Raw genomic sequence first — 20036 nt, forward strand, 5'->3', positions numbered from 1 at the left:
TCTAGTTCCGCAACGGCACCGCCGGCGACCCGACCGCGATCACCGAGATGGTGACGCAACTCCTCGTGGGCTGTATCGCCGTGGCGCTCCATGTCGTCGTGGCCTGGCACGGGCGACGTCTCGCCACCGCGCGCGGCATCTCGGAGGCCGTGCAGCTGGCCGTGCTCCCGCGTCCGCCCGGCCGAGTGGGCCCGTTCCGCATCGCGGCCCGCTACGAGGCGGCCGAGGCGGACGCTCTCATCGGCGGTGACCTCTACGTCGTGCAGGAGACCCCGTTCGGCGTCCGGATGCTCGTGGGCGATGTCCGCGGCAAAGGAACACAGGCGGTGCGGGCCGTCGCCCACACCATCGGAGTGTTCCGGGAGGCGGCCGAACAGCAGGTGCATCTCACGGCCGTCGCCGGCCGTCTCGACCACGCCGTCCGGCGCGGGGCCCGGCTCGCCGAAGGCCCCGCGGCCACCGAGGGCTTCGTGACCGCGGTCCTCGTGGAGCTCGATGCCGGGCAGGGCCTGGTGAGGGTCGTGAACTGCGGCCACCCCGGTCCGCTCCTGCTGACTCCGGGCCCGCCGCGTCGCGTCGAGGTCGTGGAGCCACGTACCGCTTCGCTGCCCCTCGGGATGGGTGACCTGGGCGGTGATCCCTCCGGTCCCCCCGAGGCCGTGGAAGTGCCGTTCCCGCCGGGCGCGACGCTGCTCGCGTTCACGGACGGTCTGAACGAGGCACGCGACCGCGACGGCACCTTCTTCGATCCGGTCGCAGCGCTGCGGAACCACAGCTTCAGCTCCCCGGACGACCTGCTCGACACCCTGCTCGACGCCGTTTACCGGCACACGAACGGCCGTCAGGCGGACGACCTGGCCCTGCTCGCCGTGACCCACGGGAAAGGCAGGGAGCACGCGTCCCGGTAGCCCGTCCGAAGCCGGGATCCGCGACCGAGCGCACGGCGCGGACGCAGGCAGAATCGGCGCGGGCGGTAGTCGAACCTCCTCCCGCGGAACCCTGTGTAGCGCTGAGTACGAGGCGCTACACTCGTCACCATGGCGAAGAAGCAGATCAACGTGCGGGTCGACGAGGCGGTCTACGCGGGCATCGAGGAACGCGCCGCCGCGGCCGGTATGGAGGTCAACGAGTACGCACGCCTCGTCCTGGCCGACGAGGCCAACGACGTCCGTCATCGGTTCCTCGGCGCCGCCGGTCACTTCGTCGGTGAGTGGGCCGGCCACTTCGACGAGCGGTTCGGCACCGACGGCCGGGGCGCCGCCCCCGCGAGCAAGGACAGCCGCGCCGCGTGATCCTTCACATCGACCGGGCGTGGCTCCTCGACCTGGCCCACCGCACTCTGCCCGACGACCCGGAAGTCACCGACTTCGGCAGTCTGCAGGCTGCCGTCGCCCGTCACACCGACAAAGTGATGGACGTCCACGTGTACGCCGAGCCGCACCACCGAGCCGCGGCACTCATGCATCAACTCGTCCGTGTCCCGGCTCTGGAGGCACGCAACAAGTTGTTCGCCGCCGTCGTGGCCGCCGCCTACCTGAGTGCCTGCGGCCTGTTCGTCACTGTCGGCGCCAAGGCGGCGGCCGACCTGGCCGAGCGCATCGACCGTGACGCCCTTGACGTCCGCAGCGCGGCGGCGGAGATCCGTACCTGGACGCGGAACTAGGCCCGGAGGGCACTTGCGGTACTCCGCGGACCTGCGTGCAGAGCCGGTCGGCGCCGGTTCGGCCGACTCCTGAGGCGGCGTTCAGGCGGACGGTTCGCGGTGGCGTTCGTCGTGGAGGCCGGCAGCGTACGCGGCCGCGAGGACGACGAGGGTCACCGGCAGCCCCAGCGTGATCTTGACGGTCAGCAGCCAGGCCACCGGTTCGTCGTTGAGATAGACGACGGCGAGCGCAAGTGCGCGGACGGCCAGGGCGGTTGCGCCGAGTGCGGTGGCGAGGTCGTAGGCGCGGCGGGCGGAGGGATCGGTGCGCCAGAGGAGGGGTTCGCGGCGTGCGACGCTCCACACGACGCCCACCAGGGGGCGCCGCACGGCGAGGGAGACGGCCAGTGCGGCCGCGATCGAAAGGTCGATGATGATGTCGGTGAGCAGGCTGTTGGCGGCCGACCCGGTCTGATGGGCGATGGTGGCCGCCACCGCGAGGCCGATGGTGCCGCCGATGACGGGGCGCATCGACAGCCTGCGCCGGATGCGTGAGGCGAGCACGACGGCGACGGTGAGCACGCCGGTGCCGAGGCCCCACCAGAATCCGGTGCCGGAGGCTGCCGCGACGAAGACGATCGCCGGGAGTTCGGGGGCGACGGCTCCCGAGCGCCGCATCGACCGCCACGCCGCGCGCACCGCCTGACGCGTGGTGTCCTCGCGGGCGGTCGCGGCGGCCGGCTTCATCGGGGGGCTCCCGGGGACGGGAGCAGTTGCAGGGATCGTCGGGCGGCAGCCGGGTCGTCGCCGTAGCCGATGAGCAGGCGCAGGGTCATGTCGGACAGGACGAGGCGTGCCTGCGGCTCGGGCAGGGCGCCGGACAGGACCATGGTGACGATGCCGTGCCGCATGCTCCACAGCTGCGCGGCCCACATCAGCACCGTGGTCGGCTCGACGCCGGGCAGCCGCTCGGCGTCGATGCAGCGGCGCACCGCGTCCGCGATCCGCTCGAAGGCGGCCGTGCCGGCGTCGTCGTCCTGCACGGGACGGTCGATGAACATCGCGCGGTACAGGTGCGGTTGGCCGAGCCCGAAGGAGAAGTAGGCGTCGCTGACGCGTGCCAGGTCCGCCACCGGGTCCGGTGAACGGGGGAGGGCGTCGGCGACGGCGCTCAACCGGGCGAAGCCCTCGACGCGCACGGCGTGCTGGACCTCTTCCATGCTGCCGAGATGGGTGTAGATCGCCATGGTCGAGCGCGATGTCTCCGCGGCGAGCCGCCGCGTCGTCAAGGCGGCCGTGCCGCCCTCGGCGAGGATGCGTGCGGCCGCGTCGATGAGCAGTGCACGGATGGCGGGATCGCGTCGTTGCGGGCTCACCCCTCCACTGTGGCATAACAGTGATATGTATTCAAGACGTACCGTGGCCGCGTGCGGCCCGGGCCCCATATCGTCCCGTCATGCAGATCGTTGTGACCCTGGACTGTGCCGACGTCGAAGCGCAGGCCGACTTCTGGCTCGCCGCGCTGGCACCGCTGGACTACCGGCGCGGCTTCCGAGGATCTCCGTACCTGAGCCTGGTCGGGCCCGCTCCTGCGCCGACGCTTCTTCTGCAGCACGTCCCGGAACCGAAGCAGGGCAAGAACCGTATGCACCTTGATCTCGACTTCGGTGCCGCAGACCTGTCGGCCGAGGTCGGGCGCCTCGAGAGGCTGGGCGCCGTGAGGCTCTCGGAGGAGCTCAGCGAACACGGATTTCGCTGGATCGTGGTCGGCGACCCGGAGGGCAACGAGTTCTGTGTGTTCTGTCCCCCCGCCCACGTGGAGCCAGTGCAGGAGGGGTGAGGCGGTGGCTGCCGTTCCGCCAGGTCCTGGTGAGGAGCGTGAGACGCCCTGTCCGCGCGGGCGCGCGAGCCCTCGGCCGCGGAGGCTCAGTACGCCGCCGTGAACCGGGTCCGGTGATGCGCGGGCCGCTCGGCCTCGTCGAGCAGTGCGACCGCGAGGTCCTCCATCGAGAGTGCCGAGTGGCCCTGTCCGTCGACGAGGAGGGTGTCGGTGCCCAGGCGGTAGTGGCCGGTGCGGGTGCCGGGTTCGAGGGTGGCGGCGGGGCTGAGGTAGGCCCAGTCGACGTCGTGCGCGGTGGTGCGGCAGACGGCGAGCTGCTCGTTGCAGGCGCGCGCGATGGGGCGCAGGGACTCGGGGAAGTCCGGTGTGTCGGCGAGAGCGGTGCCCGCGGTGCCCGGCACGGTGAGCCCCGCGGCGCCGCCGACGAGCAGGAGGCGTACGCCCGTGGTGTGCAGCCCGGCGAGCAACCCGCGGGCGGCGGCTGCGAGTTCGGGTTCCCGGCCGGGCCTGGGTCGCGTTGAGGTGATCACGAGATCCTGGCCTGCGGCGAGGGCCGCGACGGACACCGGGTCGGCGGCGTCGCCGGTGCGGATGCGAGCGCCGGCGGGGATCCGGTCGGCGCGGGCCGGATCGCGGACGACGGCGGTGACCCGGTGGGCGCGGGTGAGGGCCTCGGTGACGACGCGGCGGCCGACGTTGCCTGCGGCACCGAACACGGTGATGTCCATGGAGAATCCTCGACTGTCCGAAGGGGTAGAGGCGGTCATCGGGAACGTTCGTGCAGCCACACGAGGACGGTGGCCGCGGCGAGGGCCGTGCCGGCGATCGCCGCACCGGTCCAGCCGGCCATGGCCCACACGAGGGTCGCGAGGGCGGAGCCGAGGGCGCCACCGAGGAAGAAGACGGTGGAGAAAGCGGAGTTCATGCGGTTGCGGGCCTCGGGCCGCAGGGCGTAGATAACCTGCTGGCTGGTGTTGAGGACGGCCTGCTGGCCGATGTTGAGCGCGACGACACCTGCTGCGAGCCAGACGAGGTGGTGCGCGCCCGCCGTCAGGAGCAGCCAGCCGGTGAGCAGCAGGACGGTGGCGCTGCCGGTGACCTTCTGTACGTGGCCGCGGTCGCCGAGCCGGGCGGCGAACGTCATGGTCAGTACACCCACCGCGCCGATCAGGCTGAACAGGCCGATGCCGGCCGTCGACCAGCCGTACGGCGCGCGGGCCAGCAGGAAGGTGAGAGAGGTGAGCTGGACGCTGTACGAGGCGAAGGACAGGGCGCCGAGCAGGGCCCGCCGGCGCAGCGCGGGTTCGTCGCGCAGCAGGGCCAGGGTGGAGCGCAGCAGTGCCCCGTAGGCCAGATCCGCCGTGACGGCCAGGCGGGGCAGGACGCGGTGCAGGGTCACGGCGGCACCGGCCATGAGGACGGCGAGGACGGCGTACGGGGTGCGCCAGGAGCCGAGCCCGGCGAGGCCGCCCGCCGCGGTGCGGGCCAGGAGGCCGCCGAGCAGGACGCCTGCCATGACGGTGGCGACGGCGCGCCCGCGCGTGGCGGCACCGGCGAGGGCGGCGGCGTGCGCGACGAGGACCTGGGCGCCCACCGAGGTCACGCCGGTCAGCACCGTGCTCACCAGCAGGACCGGTCCGCTCGGGGCGACGGCCGACACCGCCAGGAGGGCGGCGGTGGCCGAGAACAGGGTCACCGCGAGGCGGCGCCGGTCGAGGACGTCGCCGAGAGGGATGAGCAGCATCAGTCCGAGCGCGTAACCGGCCTGGGCCGCGGTGACGACCAGCCCGGCCGAGGCGCCCCCGAGACCGAGGTCGTGGGCGACGAGGTCGAGCAGCGGCTGTGCGACGTAGTTGCCCGCACATGACAGCCCGGTGGCGACGGCCATCAGGAGCAGCAGGCTCCGGCGCGGAGTCGTGCGCTCGTCCGCGAGCGCGGCGCCGGAGAGGTGGTGAAGTCCCGTCTGTGTCATGGCCGACAGCCTGCTCCGACCAGGGATGATGAGTCCAACACATCTTTGTCATGCGATCGATCGTGCTGCACGATGGATCGCATGGAGCTGCAACAACTGCGCTACGTCGTCGCCGTCGCCGAGACCGGGGGCTTCACACGGGCCGCCGAACGCTGCCTGGTGGTGCAGTCGGCGCTCAGCCACCAGATCGCCAAGCTGGAGAAGGAACTCGGAGCCCGTCTCTTCGAACGGAACAGCCGCCGCGTGCGGCTGACCGCCGCAGGCGAGGCGTTCCTGCCCGCGGCGCGCCAGGCGCTGGCGGCCACCGAACGGGCGCAGGCCGAGGTCGCCGCGGTGACCGGGGAGGTCAGGGGGACCCTGTCGATCGGCGCGATCGCGACGATCACCGCCGTCGACGTGCCCAGCCTCATGCGGAGCTACCACGACCGATATCCGCAGGTCACGATGAAGCTGATCCACGGCAACAGCGACACGCTGGTCCGGCACGTGCGCGACGGACGGCTCGACCTGGGCCTCCTCGGCGTACCGCCGTCGTTCCGGGCGGACACCGCGGCCGGGCTCGACACCCGCACGCTCGCCGTCGACCGGCACGTGGCCTTCGTGGCACCGGACCATCCGCTGGCCGCCCCGGGAGCCGGGCCCGTGCCGCTCGAACGGATCGCGGGTGAGCCCTTCGTGGACTTTCCGGCGGGACTCGCGGCGCGGGCCCAGGCGGAGGAGGCGTTCGCCGCGGCGGGCTTGCGGCGCACGGTGGAGTTCGAGGCCAACGACCTGACGTTCATCGCAGGCCTGGTCCGCTGCGGCCTCGGCATCACACTGCTGCCGTCACGACTCGCTCCGCGACTCCACGGCCTGGCGGCGGTGGAACTGCAGGACGGCCCGGTGCGCGAGGAACGGCTCGCGTGGAACGGACAGCGACGCTCACCGGCAGCAGCCGCGTTCCTGTCGGCCATCACCACCACCGACGCCGTCACCTAGCTGCGCTGTGCGGTCACGCCGGACCTGGCAGAGCTCCCCGCCCGCGGGAACCTCTGCGTCCGCGTCAGCCGCCGGACGAGGCCGCCGACGCGGCCGCTGCCCTCTTCCGGCGCAGCTGCAGCAGCATGGCGCCGACGACGAACACGCGCAGCCGGAGCTCCATGCCGGGCAGGTCGGCGGACACCTGACCGCGCCGCCCGGCGGTGACCGACCCGATCACCCGGTCGTCGCTGTCGACCATGGACACGGCACGACCGCCGAGCGACTCCCGGTGGAACCGGTACTCCCGCCCGTCGGCCCGCACACTCCAGTGACGCCGGCCGACGTGGTCCGCGGCAGCCACCACGGTGCCGCCGGCGGACAGCAGCTCGTACCTGCCCGCGAAGCCTCTGGCCCGGATTTCGTACCCCTGACCGTCGAGCTCGAAGTGACCTGACGTCCGCCACCTCGACTGCACGAAGGTGGTCAGAGCCCGGCCGTCCTCACCGACCTCGAACTCCCTTGACACCGTCCCGATTCGCTGTGCGTTCAACATGACGCCATCCAACCATCCGCCGTCATCCGTGCGGGGGGAGCTGGTGGGCTTCGGTGCGCCGAGCGAGAGAGGAACGGCAAGCGCACGGTTCACCTCCCGCACCGTGCGAACGGTCCGAGTCCGAGACGCCAACGGCCCCGCCTCCCTCGCTCCGATGTCCGGCCGCGCCAGTTGCCGGACGTCGGCTCGGCCACGTACAGGGCGGTGCCCGCGTACAGCTCGCGCAGGGCGCCCAGCAGCGCCTTCCGGTCGGTCAGCCGGACACCCACGACAAACCGCTGTACGGAGCGGCCCGCGACCGGGAAGTAGTCGATGCCCGCGTGCCGGCGCGCGTCGGTGACGAGTCGCAGGTTGCGCTCGGCCGCCCGCGCCTCGCCCAAACTGCGCGCCCGGCACCGGCAGCAGCATCGGTGTGGGCACGCGCTCGGCCGCCTCCGTCCCTGTCGTGCGGGGCAGTCCGCCGCCCCGGCAGATCACAAAAGGGAGACCAGACCTGTCCCGGTCCGGCTGTGATCCATAGGATCGACGGGGAGTCGGAGACGGCGGGGGTGGCTGTACGTGGCGTGGACGAGGCCAGGGCTCAAACATGGGATCGCGGTGCTGGTCCCGCTCACACTCGTGGCGTGTTCGGGTACCGATGCGCCGGGACCGGCGGCGAACAGGGGAAGCGCCACCTCCCACAGTCCGAGTCCTCGGGCCACCGAGGACGAGGGCACCGGCTCGACCGGCGCCGATCCGGCCCGCCTGCCCACCACCCGGGCCGCGGCCGTGGACCTCATCGACCGGGTCATCGCAGACGCCGACTCCTTCGGTCCCGGCGTCGTCAAGCGCCGTCCGTACGAGAGCGACCCGGCCACCTGGCCGGTCCTCGACGCCGACTGCGTCTGGCAGCAGCAGAAGCCCGCGAAGAGCGTGCTGGCCACGCGCACGCGCTCCTTCGAGGTGCCCGCCGCCTCCGGCAAGGGACCGGTCCGGCTCTCCGCCGTCGTCACCGTGCACCGCACCCGCGAGGATGCCCGGTGGGAGATGGCGGAGTCCCTGGAGGAGACCATGCGCTGTCCCACGCAGCAGCTCCGCCAGGGCGAGCTGATCGGGTCCTTGTTCTCCGCGTCCCTGGCCCAGGGCGAGAGCGGACAGCACAACTCCGAGGACTCCCTGGTCGAGTCCGGCAGCTTCCAGAGTGCGGAACTGGGCGGCACCTACCCGTACTCCTGGCAGCAGGCGCAGAGTCTGCAGGTCACCGTGGCGGTGACCGGCAAGGGGGCCAAGGGCCGGAGTGAGGCGGAACTCGACGAGCTCACCACCCGGGCCCAGGCCGCCATGCTGGTGCGGCTCGCATCGGTAACCGAGAAGAAGAGCTGAGGCGGCGCAGACCGTGATGGACCAGTTGCGCTCCACCGATCCCGCACGCATCGGCGGACACCGGCTGCTCGGGCGCCTCGGCGCCGGCGGCATGGGAGTCGTCTACCTCGGGCGCACCGACGGCGGCGCCCTGGCGGCGATCAAGGTGATCCTGCCGGAATTCGCCGAGGACGAGGACTTCCGGCTCCGGTTCCGCCGCGAGGTGGAGGCGGCCCGCCGTGTCGACAACCGATGGGCGGTGACAGTCACCGGCGCCGAGACGGAGAGCGAACGGCCCTGGCTGGCCACGGAGTTCGCGCCCGGCCCCGCCCTGTCCGAAGCCGTCGCCCGGTGCGGCCCGTGGCCGGCCCGCAGCGTCCGGGTGCTCGGCCGTCTCCTGGCCCGCGCGCTGGCCGCCGTGCACGCGGCAGGCCTCGTCCATCGCGACGTCAAGCCCGGCAACGTCCTGCTCACGGCCGACGGTCCGCGCCTGATCGACTTCGGGATCGCCCGTTCCGCCGACGCCACGGCCCTCACCGGCCCCGGCCTCGTCGTGGGCACGCCCGGCTTCCTGTCGCCGGAACAGGCTTCCGGACACGCCGATGCCGGGCCGTCCAGCGATGTCTTCTCCCTGGGGTGCCTGCTGGCGTACGCCGCGACCGGACGGCCGCCGTTCGGCAGCGGAGCGCCCCAGGCGCTCCTGTACCGGACCGTGCACGATGCACCGGACCTCGACGGGATCGACGACCCCGACCTTCGCTCGCTCCTGGGCGGGATGCTGGACAAGACCCCCGGGCAGCGGCCCACGGCGGCCGAACTCGACCGCCTGATCACCGAGGACGTCCCGGACCGCACCGTCGACTGGCTGCCGGACGACGTCGTCGCATTGATCGCCGACCGTTCTGCAGCCCTGCTCGACCTGCCCGGCATCGATCCCACGGCTGCCGACGACCCGGCCGCGCCGCCGCCCCGCCCGGGACGCCGCCGACTGCTGCTCGCGGGAGCCGGGGCCGCCGCCGTGGTCGCCGTGGGCGGTGCCTTCGCCGTACGCGAACTCCTGGGCGACGACGGCTCCGAAGGCTCGGGCGCGCCGGAGGAGCCGGCCTGGGCCATCGGCGTACAGGCGGACCTGTCGGGTCCGCAGAGCGCCGTCGGCCGGGCCCAGGAGCGCGGCGTGCGACTGGCCGTCAAGCGCTTCAACGCGCGCCCCGACCGCCCCTTCACCCTGGTGGTCAAGGCACGCGACGACCGAGGCGACGCCACGCGCGCGGCGCGCGTCGCCGAACAGTTCGCCCGGGACACGGACGTCCTGGCCGTCGTGGGACCCACCGGCGACGCGGCCACCGAGGCCGCCATCAGCGCCTGCAGCGAGGCGATGCTGCCGCTCCTCACGGTCTCCTCGCTCCAGATCGCCTACGCGGCCCGCTCGCAGAAGTCCTTCTTCCAGGCGTCCCCCTCGGACGCCGCGCTGTCCGAGCCGATCATCAACCGGCTGGTGCTGCGCCCCGACGTCGAACGGCTCGGGGTGCTGCTGGACCGCGCAGGCGGCTCGTCCGCTTACCAGGTGGGCTACCTGACGAACCTTCAGACGACGCAGCGCACCACCGGGACGACCTACCCGAGGGTGGTCCCGGCCGGCACCCGGGACCTCGCATCCGTCGTACAGGACATGCTCGCGCACGACAGTGACGCCATCTTCTACGCGGGTGACGCGGCCGGCGCCGTACGCGCCGCACGTGCCCTGGCCGCCACGTCCTTCGACGGCCCCCGCATGGCCATGCACCCGGCCATGACACCGTCCTTCCTCGAAGGGGCAGGAAAGGCCGCCGAATCCTGGGAGTTCACCGCCCCCTACACCGACCCGGCGGCGCCCGCCGCCAAGGAGTTCACCGCGGCCCACCGGTCCGCCTACGGCAGCGACCCCGCCCACTGGGCCGCCGAGGCGTACGACGCCGCGCGCCTCGTGACCGCGGCCCTCACCTCACTCACCGCCGGTCAGACGCATCCACGCCGCCCGGCCCGGTCCGCACTCGTGACGAAGATCGGCGCCTCCTCGTTCCGCGGCGTGTCCCGGACCTACTCCTTCGACAAGAACCACCGCCTCAAGGGCGCCGACGCCCACCTCTACGGCGTCCGGAACGGGCGATACCAGTACCTCGGCGCCGCGCCGAAGAACACGGCGTGAGCGGCCGTGCGCCCCCTGGTCCCCGACGACCCGCGCTCCATCGGCGGCTACCGCACCCTCGCCCGCATCGGCGCCGGCGGAATGGGCGTCGTGTACCTGGCCCGCACACCGGGCGGAACGCTCGCCGCGGTCAAGGTGATCCGCGCGCAGAGCGCCGCCGACCCCGGCTACCGGGCCCGGTTCCGACGCGAGGCGCAGGCCGCGAGCCGGGTCACCGGCGCGTGGGCCGTCCCCGTCCTCGACGCGGACACCGAGGCCGACGAACCCTGGCTCGCCACCGCCTTCGTCCCCGGCCCGTCGCTGGCCGAGACCGTCCAGCGCCAGGGGCCACTGCCGCCGGAAGCGGTCAGGACGCTCGGCTGCCGGCTCTCCGCCGCCCTCGCCGCCCTGCACGAGGCGGGCCTGATCCACCGCGACGTCAAACCCGCGAACGTGCTCCTCGCCCTGGACGGCCCCCGGCTGATCGACTTCGGCATCGCCCGCCACCAGGGCGCGACCGCGCTCACCGCCACCGACGCGGTGATCGGCACCCCGGGCTATCTCGCTCCGGAACAGGCATCGGCCGGGCCGCTGGGCCCCTCCTGCGACGTCTTCTCACTCGGCTGCGTCCTCGTCCACGCCGCCACCGGGCGACGCCCGTTCGGCGACGGCACCGCCGCCGCGGTCCTCTTCCGGACCGTGCACGAAGAGCCCGACCTGACGGGCCTCCCGGCCCAACTGCTGCCCCTGGTCACGGCCTGCCTCAGCAAGGACCCGGCCGAGCGGCCCGCCGCCGAGCACGTCACACGGCAGCTGACCTCCGACGACAACCGATGGGACCTGCCCGGCCTGCGCGCCGCGGTCGCCGAACGCTCCGCCGCCGTCCTCGCGCTCCCGGACCCGGACCCGCCGACCACGGTCGACACCACCGGAACCTCAGGCACCGCCGGAACCTCGGGCACCTCGGGCACCCCAGGTACCTCGGGCCTCTCCCGCCGCCGGCTGCTCACCGCGGGGGCCGTCGGCGGGGTGCTCGTCGCCGGTGGCGCGGCTGCCTGGCTGAGCCGCCGTGACACCGCCGGCACCGCGACCCAACGCCCCGTCCCCACCTACACGATCGGCCTGCACGCGGACCTCACCGGACCCGGCCGGACCGTCGGCCGCGCCCATCAACGCGGCGTCCGACTCGCCGTCGACCGGCACAACTCCCGGAAGAACAAGCTGTTCGCGCTCGCCCTGCGCACAGAGGACGACGGCGGCGACGCCACGCGGGCCCTCTCCGTCGCCGATCGACTGGCCACCGCCGACGGACTGCTCGCCGTGATCGGCCCCACCGGGGACGTCGTCCCCGGGGCAGTCGTCGACCGCTACGAGAAGGCCGACCTCGCCCAGGTCGTGGTCGCAGCCGGATCCACCACCGCCGACCGGTCCGCCACCGAGTCCCTGTGCGTGATCCGACCGTCCGACAGCTCCCTGCCCACCGCCCTGATCCACTACCTCGCCCACGTGCGACGCTCCGCACGCGTCGTCATCGTCGAGGACCGTGCGACCCCCGACGCCGCCTGGGCGATCACGAACGCCATCAAGGACGTCCCGATCGAGGGCACCGAGGTCACCGTGCACACCGTCCCGGCCGACACGGACACCTTCGCACCCGTGGCCCGCGCCGCGGTCAACGACCGGGCGGCCTCGGTCGTCTACGCCGGAGCGTCCCCGTCCCGGGGCGCCCGATGCGCCCGCGCCCTGCGCAGCGCCGGATTCACCGGCACGGGCCTGGCCACCGGCCCGGCGCTCGCTCCCGGCTTCCTCCGCGACGCAGAAGAGGCGGCCGACGGCTGGGTCTTCGCCGAGCCGTACGCCGACCCGGCGGAGCTGCCCGCCGCGCGGGCCTTCACCACGGAGCACCACCGGCGTTTCGGCACCGCACCCGCCACCTGGGCCGCAGAGGCCTACGACGCGGTGGGACTGATCGCCGCGGCAGCCGGGTCCACCAGCGCCAGTGACGACGTCCGCGCGGGCATCGCGCAGCGGATGCTCGAGAGCGACTACCAGGGCATCACACGACGGCTCTCCTTCTACAAGACCCACCAAGTGCGCTACGAGACAGGGCTCTACCTCTACCGGATCGACGAGGGAGCGCCGCGCTTCCTCGGGCCGTACGGATCGGTCTCGTGACGCGCGACCCTCTGGCCCTGCCGCGCCCAGGCGCCCGCCGCCGTCCCTCCGCTCCTCGCCCGTCCGTTCGTCGGGAGTCAGGGCAGGAGTGCTGTCGCCTCGACCTCGACGAGGACATCCGGTGCGAAGAGGTGGTCGACGCCGATGAGAGAGGACGGCGGCAGCGGCGTCGGGAGCCCGATCTCCTCGGCGACGGCCTCGACCCCGGCCATGAAGTCGCCGATCTTCTCGGGTGCCCACCGGGTCACGTAGAAGGTCAGGCGCAGTACGTCCGAGAACGTCGCGCCCGCGCCCGCCAGGCCGATGCCCGTGTTGCGCAACGCCTGGGCCACCTGCCCGGCGAGATCGCCGGGAGCGACAGGGGTCCCGTCGGCCCGGCGTGCGACCTGACCGCTGACGTACACGTGCCTCGTGCCGGTTCCCACGGCGACGTGATGGTAGGGGACCGGCTGGAGCATGCCGGGCGGGGTGAAGTGCTGAACAGTCATGGGCCTGTCTCCTTGGCTCTGCGTCCTCGGTATCGTGAAGCTACCTAGAGGCAGAAGGACACTTCAACGAAACCAGGTTTCGCCATGGACACCGCCGACGACGTCCGTATCGACGCCCCGCACCGCGAGCTGCTCGACCAGATCCTCGACAAGTGGTCGCTCGGCGTCCTCAGCGAACTGTGCGAGCGCCCGTGCCGCTTCAACGAACTGCGCCGAGCCATTCCTCAGGTCACACAGAAGTCGCTGACGGCGACGCTCCGGCGCCTGGAACGCAACGGCGTGATCGAGCGCCGGGTCATGTCAACCCGCCCCGTGGCGGTCCAGTACCGGATCACGCCGCTCGGCAAGACCCTGCGGCATCCCGTCGACGTGCTGCTGGCCTGGACCTCACACAACATGCGCGCCATCGAGCGCGCCCGCGAGGCCTTCGACGAACAGGAGGAGGCCCGGACCGCGACGCGTTGACCCCGTCGGGCTCAGTTGTGCTCCTCGTCGATGGTGACGGCGGCGCCGTTGTCGAGCTCGACGACCACACGGACGCCGCCCTTCTTTGCCGCGGCCTCGAGGTCGCCCTCGGTGCAGCGGGTGAGGTCGCCGCCGGCCTCGCCGCAGATCCAGCCGTCACCGTTGATGGTCGTGGCGGTGGCGCTGTAGAACGACGTCGTGGCTCCGTCGCTGTCCTTCAGGGTGTACTTGCCCGGCGCCAGGTAGCCGAGCTCGCCGGACCGGGTGCCGTTCACCTTGCCGGTGTTCGGGCCGTCGTCGCTGCCGCCGCCGCCCGCGTGGTCCTCGACGATGCTGACCGCGATGCCGTTCTTGAGCTTGACGGTCGCGGAGACGCCCTTCTTCGACGCGGCCGCGAGCTGGTCCTCGTCGCACCGGGTCGCGGCCTGGCCGTCGGCGTCACCGCAGATCACACCGGCTCCCTCGATGTCGGTGTCGGTCGAGGTGAAGAACGCCTGCTCGGTGCCCTTCATGTCGCTGACGGTGTACTTGCCGGGGGCGAGGTACGAGACGTTCCCGAACCACGTGCCGGTCACGCCCGTGCCCTTCGCCCCGCTGCCCGAGCCGTCGCCCGGCTGCGCCCCGGAGTCCGGGCTGCCGGTGCTGTCGGATGACCCGTCGGCGCCGGCTGCGGCGGACGAGGCCGTTGCCGACGGGGACTCCGGACGCGCGGAGTCGCGTGCGTCGGCGCCGTCCTGACATCCCGTCAGCAGCAGGGTCGTGGCCGCCAGAGCGGCGGCGGCGAGGACGGTCCTGCGGTGGCTGCGGAGCATAGGTGGTTCCCCCGGTCGCTGGTGCGGATCTGCGGCCGGTCGGTGGGACCTGCCGCACTGTGCTCTTGGTCGATCTTGAGCCTGCCTGATCCGGTGGAGCCGGGGGAAGCGCAGTGACGAAGCGATGACGTCATCGGCGCGGCCCTGAAACATGATCACATCGGGGTCGGACGGTACTCCGCGGCGCGCGCCACGCCCGCGGCAGGGCTGAGCGCGGACACCTCGGTCCCGGCCTGTGCGCCTGGCCGGGACCGATTCCCGCGGCTGTCGGCGGGGGAGCGGCGCTCAGGCGCGGGCCGGTGCCGGGTCGGTGCCCGCAGGCTGCAGTTCCCCGCCCTCGTCGGCGTCGGCCTTGCGCAGTGCCGGGATGAACAGGGCGACGACCGCGGAAAGCAGCGCGACACCGCAGCCGATCAGGAGGCCGGTGCGGAATCCGTCCTCGGAGGCGATGGTGTGGCCGCCCAGGTTCACGGTCATCTGGGCCAGGATGACCCCGATCACCGCGGAACCGATCGTGGTGCCGAGCGAGCGCATGAGGGCGTTGAAGCCGTTCGCGGCGGCGGTCTCGCTCAGCGGGACCGAACTCATGATGAGCGCCGGCATGGATCCGTAGGCCAGTGCGACACCGCTGTTGATGATGATGCCCGCCACCATGACGCCCCAGGCGGATCCCATGAGGGGCAGGGCGGCAGCGTAGCCGAGGGCGATCACGACGGCGCCGAGGACGAGGGCGGTCTTGGGGCCCCGGGAGTTGATCAGCTTTCCGCTGAGCGGCGAGATGATCATCATCATGATGCCGCCGGGTGCGATCCACAGACCGGCCGCGAGCATGGACTGCCCCAGGCCGAAGCCGGTGGCCTCCGGGAACTGCAGGACCTGCGGCGCGATCAGCATGAACGCGTACATGCCGACGCCGACGAGGATGGACGCGAGGTTCGTGATCAGGACGCGGGGGCGCGCGGTGGTCCGCAGGTCGATCAGCGGGTCGCGCGTGCGCAGCTCCCAGAACCCCCAGGCCGCCAGCGCCACGACGGCCAGCGCGAACAGACCCAGCGTGGTCGCGGAACCCCAGCCCCAGTCGGCGCCCTTGGAGATCGCGAGGAGCATCGCGACCAGGCCGACGGCGAGACCGAGCGAGCCGGGCACGTCGAAGCGCTGCCCCTTGGCCCCGGCCGGCACGTCCGGCACGATCGCGAAGATCAGCGCGCCGATGACCAGCGCCAGACCGGCCGAGCCCCAGAACAGCACCTGCCAGTCGGCGTACTGCGCGACCGCGGCGGCCAGCGGCAGGCCGATCGCGCCACCGATACCCATGGAGGCGCTGACCAGCGCGATGGAGCTGCTGAGCCGCTCGGCCGGGACGACATCACGCAGCAGGGCGATCCCGAGCGGGACCATGCCCATCCCCATGCCCTGCAGACCGCGACCGATGATCATCGGGACGACGGACGTGGACAGGGCGCATATCACCGAGCCGATGACGAGGGGCACCGTGCACACGAGCATCATGCGCCGCTTGCCGACGAGGTCGCCGAGGCGGCCGGTCACCGGGACGCAGACACCGGCGACCAGCAGCGTCACGGTGATCACCCAGGCGGCGTTCGACGACGACGTGCCGAGGATCTGGGGCAGTTCGGCGATGAGCGGAGTCACCAGGGTCTGCATGATCGCGGCGACGGTTCCGGCGAGCGCCAGGACGGCGACGACCGGTCCGGTCCGGGTGCTGTGCGGTGGGGCTTCCATAGGTGACTCCTCGAAATCTCTTCAGGTCAGCGATGTGCATCGTACACACGATATGCATCCACCACACATCGTGTAGGTTGCACCTTGAGGACGGGTACAGCGAGGAGGCGCCATGGGCAGGCCGTCACACCTGGTGGAGTTCGAGCACATGGTCCTCGGACGGCATCAGATGAACATGACCGCGCATCGCGAGGCAGGCGCCATGGAGCGCAGCACCTACATCCTGCTGAGCCGCATCCAGATCGAGGGCCCGATGTCGATCGGACAGCTCAGCGAGGCGTTCCAGCTCGACGCCTCCACCCTCAACCGGCAGACGGCCCAGGCCGTGCGGGCCGGCCTGCTCGAGCGGATCGCCGACCCCGAGGGCGGCATGGCCCGCAAGTTCCGGCTGACGGGGCGAGGGAACCGCAAGCTCGCCGAACAGCGCGAGACACAGGTCGGACACCTCGACCGCGTCTTCGAGGACTGGCCGGCCGGCGAGGTCGAGGCCTTCGCGGACTACCTCCGCCGCTTCAACGCCAGCATCGAGCGCCTCACGGGCAACCCCTGGCCCCGCTCCTGAGCGCGGACGCGGACCGGCCCGCGCGTGGCCACAGCGCCCGTCACCGGCGCCACCCGCGCTTGAGACATGTCGCGGACCGGCGCGTTCCTCGACCGTTATCTCTGCTGCGTAGGGTCGGAAAATGACTCAGCCCGCCCCACCGGACCGCCGCACCGTGACCGAGGATCTGCCGCGAGCGCGCACACGGCGCGACCGTCGGCTCCGCACGGCGGCGCGGACCGGAGTCGCCGTGATCGCCGTGTTCTGCGTCGCCTTCGCCTACGACCACGTGACGCGCCCTCAGGGACCCTACGGCGCTGACCCGCAGCGCATCTGCGTGAGCGACGAGAACACCGTGCGCGCCGACATCGACGGCGACGGACGGACCGACACGGTCGACGGCGCCTGGGGGCGGGGCCGTTACACGGTGCGGTTCGCCGACGGCGACACGGCCGTGCCCAAGGACGCGCTGAGCCGGTGGCAGCGCACGAAGGACGTCCTGCACTCCGGCCTCCAGGTCCGTGCCGTGTTCGGCGACTGGGACGGCGACCACCGGCTCGACATGGCACTGTTCCGCTCCCAGCCGGACGACGGCGACATGCCCAACGACGCCTTGGCGGTCCACGAAGTGCACTACGGACCCCTGTCCCACGACCTCACCTCCGACCGCACGGGACCGGTGAGGATGAGCAGCCAGTCCTTCGTCGAGGGCGGAACGGCCACCCGGGCCGACGCCGCGGGGAAGCAGCGTCTGCGTCTCGAACAGTCGGCCGGCGACGGCGCGACCGGCCTCCACCCGGGAACGCAGGACCGAGGCGGGATCACGGTGGACCAGGGCGGGACCTCCCCGTGGAACCCGGCACCGACCTGGCAGCGGACCGCGCGCACCGACTTCACCCGCTGCTGACCGGTCCCGACGGGCGGGCGGTGTACGGCCGCGTGCCGGGGGACGCCAGCGACAGGACCGGCCGTCCTCTCAGTCGCTCAGCACCGCGGACAACGCCTCGCGAAGGTCTCCGGGATGTCCGTAGTGCACGCCGGTCATTCCCAACGCGGCCGCCGCCTCCACGTTCTCCCGCCGGTCGTCCACGAACAGGCATCGAGCGGCGACCGTTCCCGCCCGCTCGACCGCGATCCCGTAGATCGCGGGGTCGGGCTTGGCCACGCCGACCCGGGCACTGCTCACCACGTGATCGGCGAGTTCGGACAGTCCCAGCGACTCGAGGTCGCGCTCCAGGTCCAGGGTCGCATTGGTGACCAGCACCAACGGCACGTGACCCCTGGCCCGGGTCAGCAACGCGACCACGTCGTCGTCCACCCGGAACGGCGCGCGGGCGAAGGCCGTCGCCAGCTCCCGGGCCTGTGACGGCGAGACGTCACGCATCAGCCCGTGCTCGATGGACTCTGTCCACACCTGTGTGGTGATCCGTCCGAGGAGCAGAGGCAGGTCGACCTCCGGCGCGTAGGCGACGCGCGCCGTCGTCCCCTCCGCCAGTCCGGCCCGCCGCTCGAGTTCGCTCACGCGGCTCATGTCGTAGAACCGGATCACGTTGTCGAGATCGCAGAGCACCGCGTCGAACGGCCTGCCGGACGGGGGCGGATCGGTCGTCATCGCCCCTGGATAGCACAGAGCGCACGACGGCACCGGCCCCGTCCGTGGCGCGGACGGGGCCGGTCTGTGAGTGTCGTGGGTCGCCCGGGGGCGACTATCCGCGCGTGGGGATGCGGCGGATGACATCCTCGCCGTCGGCGCCTGCGGCGGACTTCTCCGTGACGTAGGCGAAGCCGTCGGCGATCTCCACGTGGTTCGGGTTGGGGCCGGTGGGGACGGTCCTGACGACCTTGTCCGTCCGAGGGTCGACCACGCTCACCGTGGCGGCGTCGCGGTTAGCCACGAGGACCCTGCCGGAGCGAGGGTCGGCGGCGACGGAGAGGGGACCTGCGCCGGTGGGGACGGACCCGGTGACCTTCCCTGTGCGCAGGTTGACCTCGGAGACGGTGCCGCCCGCCTGGTCGGCGGTGTAGGCGGTCAGCCCGGAACGCGACAGTGCGACGGAGATGGGCCCGTCGCCCGTCGGGATGAGGCGGGGCGACCCCGCACGAGGGGAGACGGCGATGATCCGGTCGTTGTCGAGGTCTGCGGCGTAGACCGTGCCCGTCAGACGGTTGACGGCGAGTCCGGTGGGTGCGCTGTCCGGGACGGTGACCCGCTTCTTCACCTTGAACGTCTTGGTGTCGAAGCCGATGATGCTTCCGTCTCCGAAGCCGCTCGCCCAGGCGGTGTTGTGCAGGTCGTCCACGACGACCTCACGGGCGTGGGCGACACCGGGGAGGGTGGCGAGGTGTTTGCCGGTCTTCTGGCTGTAGACCGCCACCGAGTCGTTGCGGGTGTTCGTCGTCCAGACCGTGTTGTGCTCGTCGTCCACGGCGACTCCGTAGACGGCTTCCACGGCGCCGGTGGCCGCGTCGGTCACGGGCGGCGTGTACGTGGCCTCGACCTCGAGGGTCCTGGGGTCGAGCTTCACGAGGCTGGACGTGGTCACCGGCGGGCGGCCCACGGCGGTCGTGGCCCACAGAGCGTGGTTCCGCTCCGAGTACGACGACTGGTAGAGGCCCTTGGCGATCGGTGCGGACGCCACGGGACGGGCTCTCGACGCGGCGTCCGCGGCGGCGGCGCCGTGCAGGGCGAGCGTGCTGCCCGCGCCGAGAGCGACGACGGTCGCCAGTACGCGGAGTGAGGTGCGTCGTGCTGAGGGCATGCTGCGTCAGCCTCCTGGAGGTCGGTGTGATGGACGAGCACTCACCGATAACTTAGCTTAGGCTTACCTAAGTTACTGGTACTTGGGCTGTGGTGGGGCTCACACCGGTGCGGCAGTGGCGGCGCCGAGAAGCAGGCGTCCCCGCCCTCCGGATCCGGGTGACGCTCCGGTCCGTCCGATGAGTTTTGCGGGAGCGGCTGGTCTACCGTGCGTCGTGTGGCCGGAGAGTGCGAAGCACAGGGAGAGACATGAGCCAGCTGCTGCGGGTCCAGAACTTCACCGTCTCGAGCGACGGGTTCGGCGCCGGCGAGGGGCAGAGCCTCGAGCAGCCCTTCGGGCATGCCGATCCGGGGAGCCTGCTCGCCTGGGCCTTTGCCACCGATCACCCGCCCATCAGCCGCGCCGCACCGGGCAGCCGTGGTCTGGACGACTACTTCACACGGGACTACGCCCGCAACATCGGCGCCGAGATCATGGGCCGCAACAAGTTCGGTCCGCAACGCGGGCCCTGGCAGGACCACGAATGGCAGGGCTGGTGGGGTGACGAGCCCCCGTTCCACACGCCGGTCTTCGTCATGACA

22 protein-coding genes and 1 pseudogene are annotated in these 20036 nt (G+C 72.1%); 12 read left to right on the top strand and 11 right to left on the bottom strand.

Features of this window, described 5'->3' with window-relative positions:
* The first annotated feature begins 47 nt into the window (after nucleotides 1-47).
* From GTW43_RS22975 to GTW43_RS22985, 3 genes are all read left to right on the top strand, one after another.
* Nucleotides 48-908: a PP2C family protein-serine/threonine phosphatase gene (locus GTW43_RS22975; protein WP_161303910.1), complete on the top strand. Its 861-nt coding sequence runs from the start codon at nucleotides 48-50 to the stop codon at nucleotides 906-908.
* Nucleotides 909-1037: 129 nt separating this feature from the next.
* The gene (locus GTW43_RS22980) at nucleotides 1038-1292 is read left to right on the top strand and encodes a hypothetical protein (protein ID WP_161303911.1); all 255 of its coding nucleotides are present in this window, start codon (nucleotides 1038-1040) and stop codon (nucleotides 1290-1292) included.
* A complete protein-coding gene (locus tag GTW43_RS22985; protein WP_161303912.1) occupies nucleotides 1289-1663 on the top strand; it encodes a fic family toxin-antitoxin system, toxin component in 375 nt (124 codons plus the stop codon). Before GTW43_RS22980 ends, GTW43_RS22985 begins: the two co-directional genes overlap by 4 nt.
* Before the next feature lie 81 nt (nucleotides 1664-1744).
* Here the strand turns inward: GTW43_RS22985 and GTW43_RS22990 are convergent, their stop codons facing one another.
* Both GTW43_RS22990 and GTW43_RS22995 read right to left on the bottom strand, forming a co-directional pair.
* Nucleotides 1745-2389: a DUF3159 domain-containing protein gene (locus GTW43_RS22990; protein WP_161303913.1), complete on the bottom strand. Its 645-nt coding sequence runs from the start codon at nucleotides 2387-2389 to the stop codon at nucleotides 1745-1747.
* The gene (locus tag GTW43_RS22995; protein ID WP_161303914.1) at nucleotides 2386-3018 is read right to left on the bottom strand and encodes a TetR/AcrR family transcriptional regulator; all 633 of its coding nucleotides are present in this window, start codon (nucleotides 3016-3018) and stop codon (nucleotides 2386-2388) included. The genes GTW43_RS22990 and GTW43_RS22995 overlap by 4 nt, the downstream gene beginning before the upstream one ends.
* Nucleotides 3019-3098: 80 nt before the next feature.
* Between GTW43_RS22995 and GTW43_RS23000 the strand changes: the two genes are divergently transcribed.
* Nucleotides 3099-3482: a VOC family protein gene (locus GTW43_RS23000; RefSeq protein ID WP_161303915.1), complete on the top strand. Its 384-nt coding sequence runs from the start codon at nucleotides 3099-3101 to the stop codon at nucleotides 3480-3482.
* An 86-nt stretch (nucleotides 3483-3568) separates the two neighbouring features.
* Here GTW43_RS23000 and GTW43_RS23005 read toward each other — a convergent pair whose 3' ends face one another.
* Both GTW43_RS23005 and GTW43_RS23010 read right to left on the bottom strand, forming a co-directional pair.
* Nucleotides 3569-4210: an NAD(P)H-binding protein gene (locus GTW43_RS23005; RefSeq protein WP_161303916.1), complete on the bottom strand. Its 642-nt coding sequence runs from the start codon at nucleotides 4208-4210 to the stop codon at nucleotides 3569-3571.
* A 35-nt stretch (nucleotides 4211-4245) separates the two neighbouring features.
* The gene (locus tag GTW43_RS23010) at nucleotides 4246-5454 is read right to left on the bottom strand and encodes an MFS transporter (protein WP_161303917.1); all 1209 of its coding nucleotides are present in this window, start codon (nucleotides 5452-5454) and stop codon (nucleotides 4246-4248) included.
* A gap of 81 nt (nucleotides 5455-5535) precedes the next feature.
* Between GTW43_RS23010 and GTW43_RS23015 the strand changes: the two genes are divergently transcribed.
* Entirely contained in the window at nucleotides 5536-6432 is an 897-nt protein-coding gene (locus GTW43_RS23015; protein ID WP_161303918.1) for a LysR family transcriptional regulator, read from the top strand.
* Nucleotides 6433-6496: 64 nt separating this feature from the next.
* Here GTW43_RS23015 and GTW43_RS23020 read toward each other — a convergent pair whose 3' ends face one another.
* On the bottom strand, nucleotides 6497-6940 hold the full coding sequence (locus tag GTW43_RS23020; protein WP_161303919.1) for a hypothetical protein: 444 nt from the start codon (nucleotides 6938-6940) through the stop codon (nucleotides 6497-6499).
* 116 nt (nucleotides 6941-7056) lie between these two features.
* Nucleotides 7057-7347 carry a hypothetical protein gene (locus tag GTW43_RS23025; RefSeq protein WP_237536768.1) on the bottom strand — a complete coding sequence of 97 codons (291 nt, stop codon included), beginning with the start codon at nucleotides 7345-7347 and terminating at the stop codon, nucleotides 7057-7059.
* A gap of 238 nt (nucleotides 7348-7585) precedes the next feature.
* Here GTW43_RS23025 and GTW43_RS23030 point away from each other — a divergent pair, with 238 nt between their 5' ends.
* From GTW43_RS23030 to GTW43_RS23040, 3 genes are read left to right on the top strand one after another with little or no spacing between them, the layout of a single operon-like run.
* The gene (locus GTW43_RS23030; RefSeq protein WP_161303920.1) at nucleotides 7586-8329 is read left to right on the top strand and encodes a hypothetical protein; all 744 of its coding nucleotides are present in this window, start codon (nucleotides 7586-7588) and stop codon (nucleotides 8327-8329) included.
* Nucleotides 8330-8345: 16 nt separating this feature from the next.
* Nucleotides 8346-10493: a bifunctional serine/threonine-protein kinase/ABC transporter substrate-binding protein gene (locus GTW43_RS23035; protein ID WP_161303930.1), complete on the top strand. Its 2148-nt coding sequence runs from the start codon at nucleotides 8346-8348 to the stop codon at nucleotides 10491-10493.
* Nucleotides 10494-10499: 6 nt separating this feature from the next.
* A complete protein-coding gene (locus tag GTW43_RS23040) occupies nucleotides 10500-12647 on the top strand; it encodes a bifunctional serine/threonine-protein kinase/ABC transporter substrate-binding protein (RefSeq protein WP_161303921.1) in 2148 nt (715 codons plus the stop codon).
* A 77-nt stretch (nucleotides 12648-12724) separates the two neighbouring features.
* Here the strand turns inward: GTW43_RS23040 and GTW43_RS23045 are convergent, their stop codons facing one another.
* Nucleotides 12725-13135, bottom strand: coding sequence for a RidA family protein (locus GTW43_RS23045; RefSeq protein WP_161303922.1), 411 nt, complete (start codon nucleotides 13133-13135; stop codon nucleotides 12725-12727).
* An 84-nt stretch (nucleotides 13136-13219) separates the two neighbouring features.
* Between GTW43_RS23045 and GTW43_RS23050 the strand changes: the two genes are divergently transcribed.
* Nucleotides 13220-13600, top strand: a complete 381-nt coding sequence (locus GTW43_RS23050) for a helix-turn-helix domain-containing protein (RefSeq protein ID WP_161303923.1) — start codon at nucleotides 13220-13222, stop codon at nucleotides 13598-13600.
* Nucleotides 13601-13611: 11 nt separating this feature from the next.
* On the opposite strand, the gene GTW43_RS23055 is transcribed toward GTW43_RS23050, so the two are convergent.
* Entirely contained in the window at nucleotides 13612-14412 is an 801-nt protein-coding gene (locus tag GTW43_RS23055; RefSeq protein ID WP_161303924.1) for a hypothetical protein, read from the bottom strand.
* A gap of 285 nt (nucleotides 14413-14697) precedes the next feature.
* Nucleotides 14698-16155, bottom strand: coding sequence for an MFS transporter (locus tag GTW43_RS23060; RefSeq protein ID WP_161303925.1), 1458 nt, complete (start codon nucleotides 16153-16155; stop codon nucleotides 14698-14700).
* A gap of 112 nt (nucleotides 16156-16267) precedes the next feature.
* Between GTW43_RS23060 and GTW43_RS23065 the strand changes: the two genes are divergently transcribed.
* Together GTW43_RS23065 and GTW43_RS23070 are read left to right on the top strand one after the other, a co-directional pair.
* Nucleotides 16268-16717, top strand: a complete 450-nt coding sequence (locus GTW43_RS23065; protein WP_161303926.1) for a MarR family transcriptional regulator — start codon at nucleotides 16268-16270, stop codon at nucleotides 16715-16717.
* Between the two features lie 121 nt (nucleotides 16718-16838).
* Nucleotides 16839-17603: a hypothetical protein gene (locus GTW43_RS23070; RefSeq protein WP_161303927.1), complete on the top strand. Its 765-nt coding sequence runs from the start codon at nucleotides 16839-16841 to the stop codon at nucleotides 17601-17603.
* Nucleotides 17604-17672: 69 nt separating this feature from the next.
* Here GTW43_RS23070 and GTW43_RS23075 read toward each other — a convergent pair whose 3' ends face one another.
* Both GTW43_RS23075 and GTW43_RS23080 read right to left on the bottom strand, forming a co-directional pair.
* Nucleotides 17673-18308: an HAD-IA family hydrolase gene (locus tag GTW43_RS23075; protein WP_161303928.1), complete on the bottom strand. Its 636-nt coding sequence runs from the start codon at nucleotides 18306-18308 to the stop codon at nucleotides 17673-17675.
* Between the two features lie 94 nt (nucleotides 18309-18402).
* Nucleotides 18403-19455, bottom strand: coding sequence for a YncE family protein (locus GTW43_RS23080; protein WP_161303929.1), 1053 nt, complete (start codon nucleotides 19453-19455; stop codon nucleotides 18403-18405).
* Nucleotides 19456-19703: 248 nt separating this feature from the next.
* Between GTW43_RS23080 and GTW43_RS23085 the strand changes: the two are divergent.
* A pseudogene (locus tag GTW43_RS23085) lies at nucleotides 19704-20036 on the top strand (deaminase); the annotation flags it as partial.

It is taken from the genome of Streptomyces sp. SID5785, assembly GCF_009870065.1.
Taxonomy (GTDB): Bacteria; Actinomycetota; Actinomycetes; order Streptomycetales; family Streptomycetaceae; genus Streptomyces.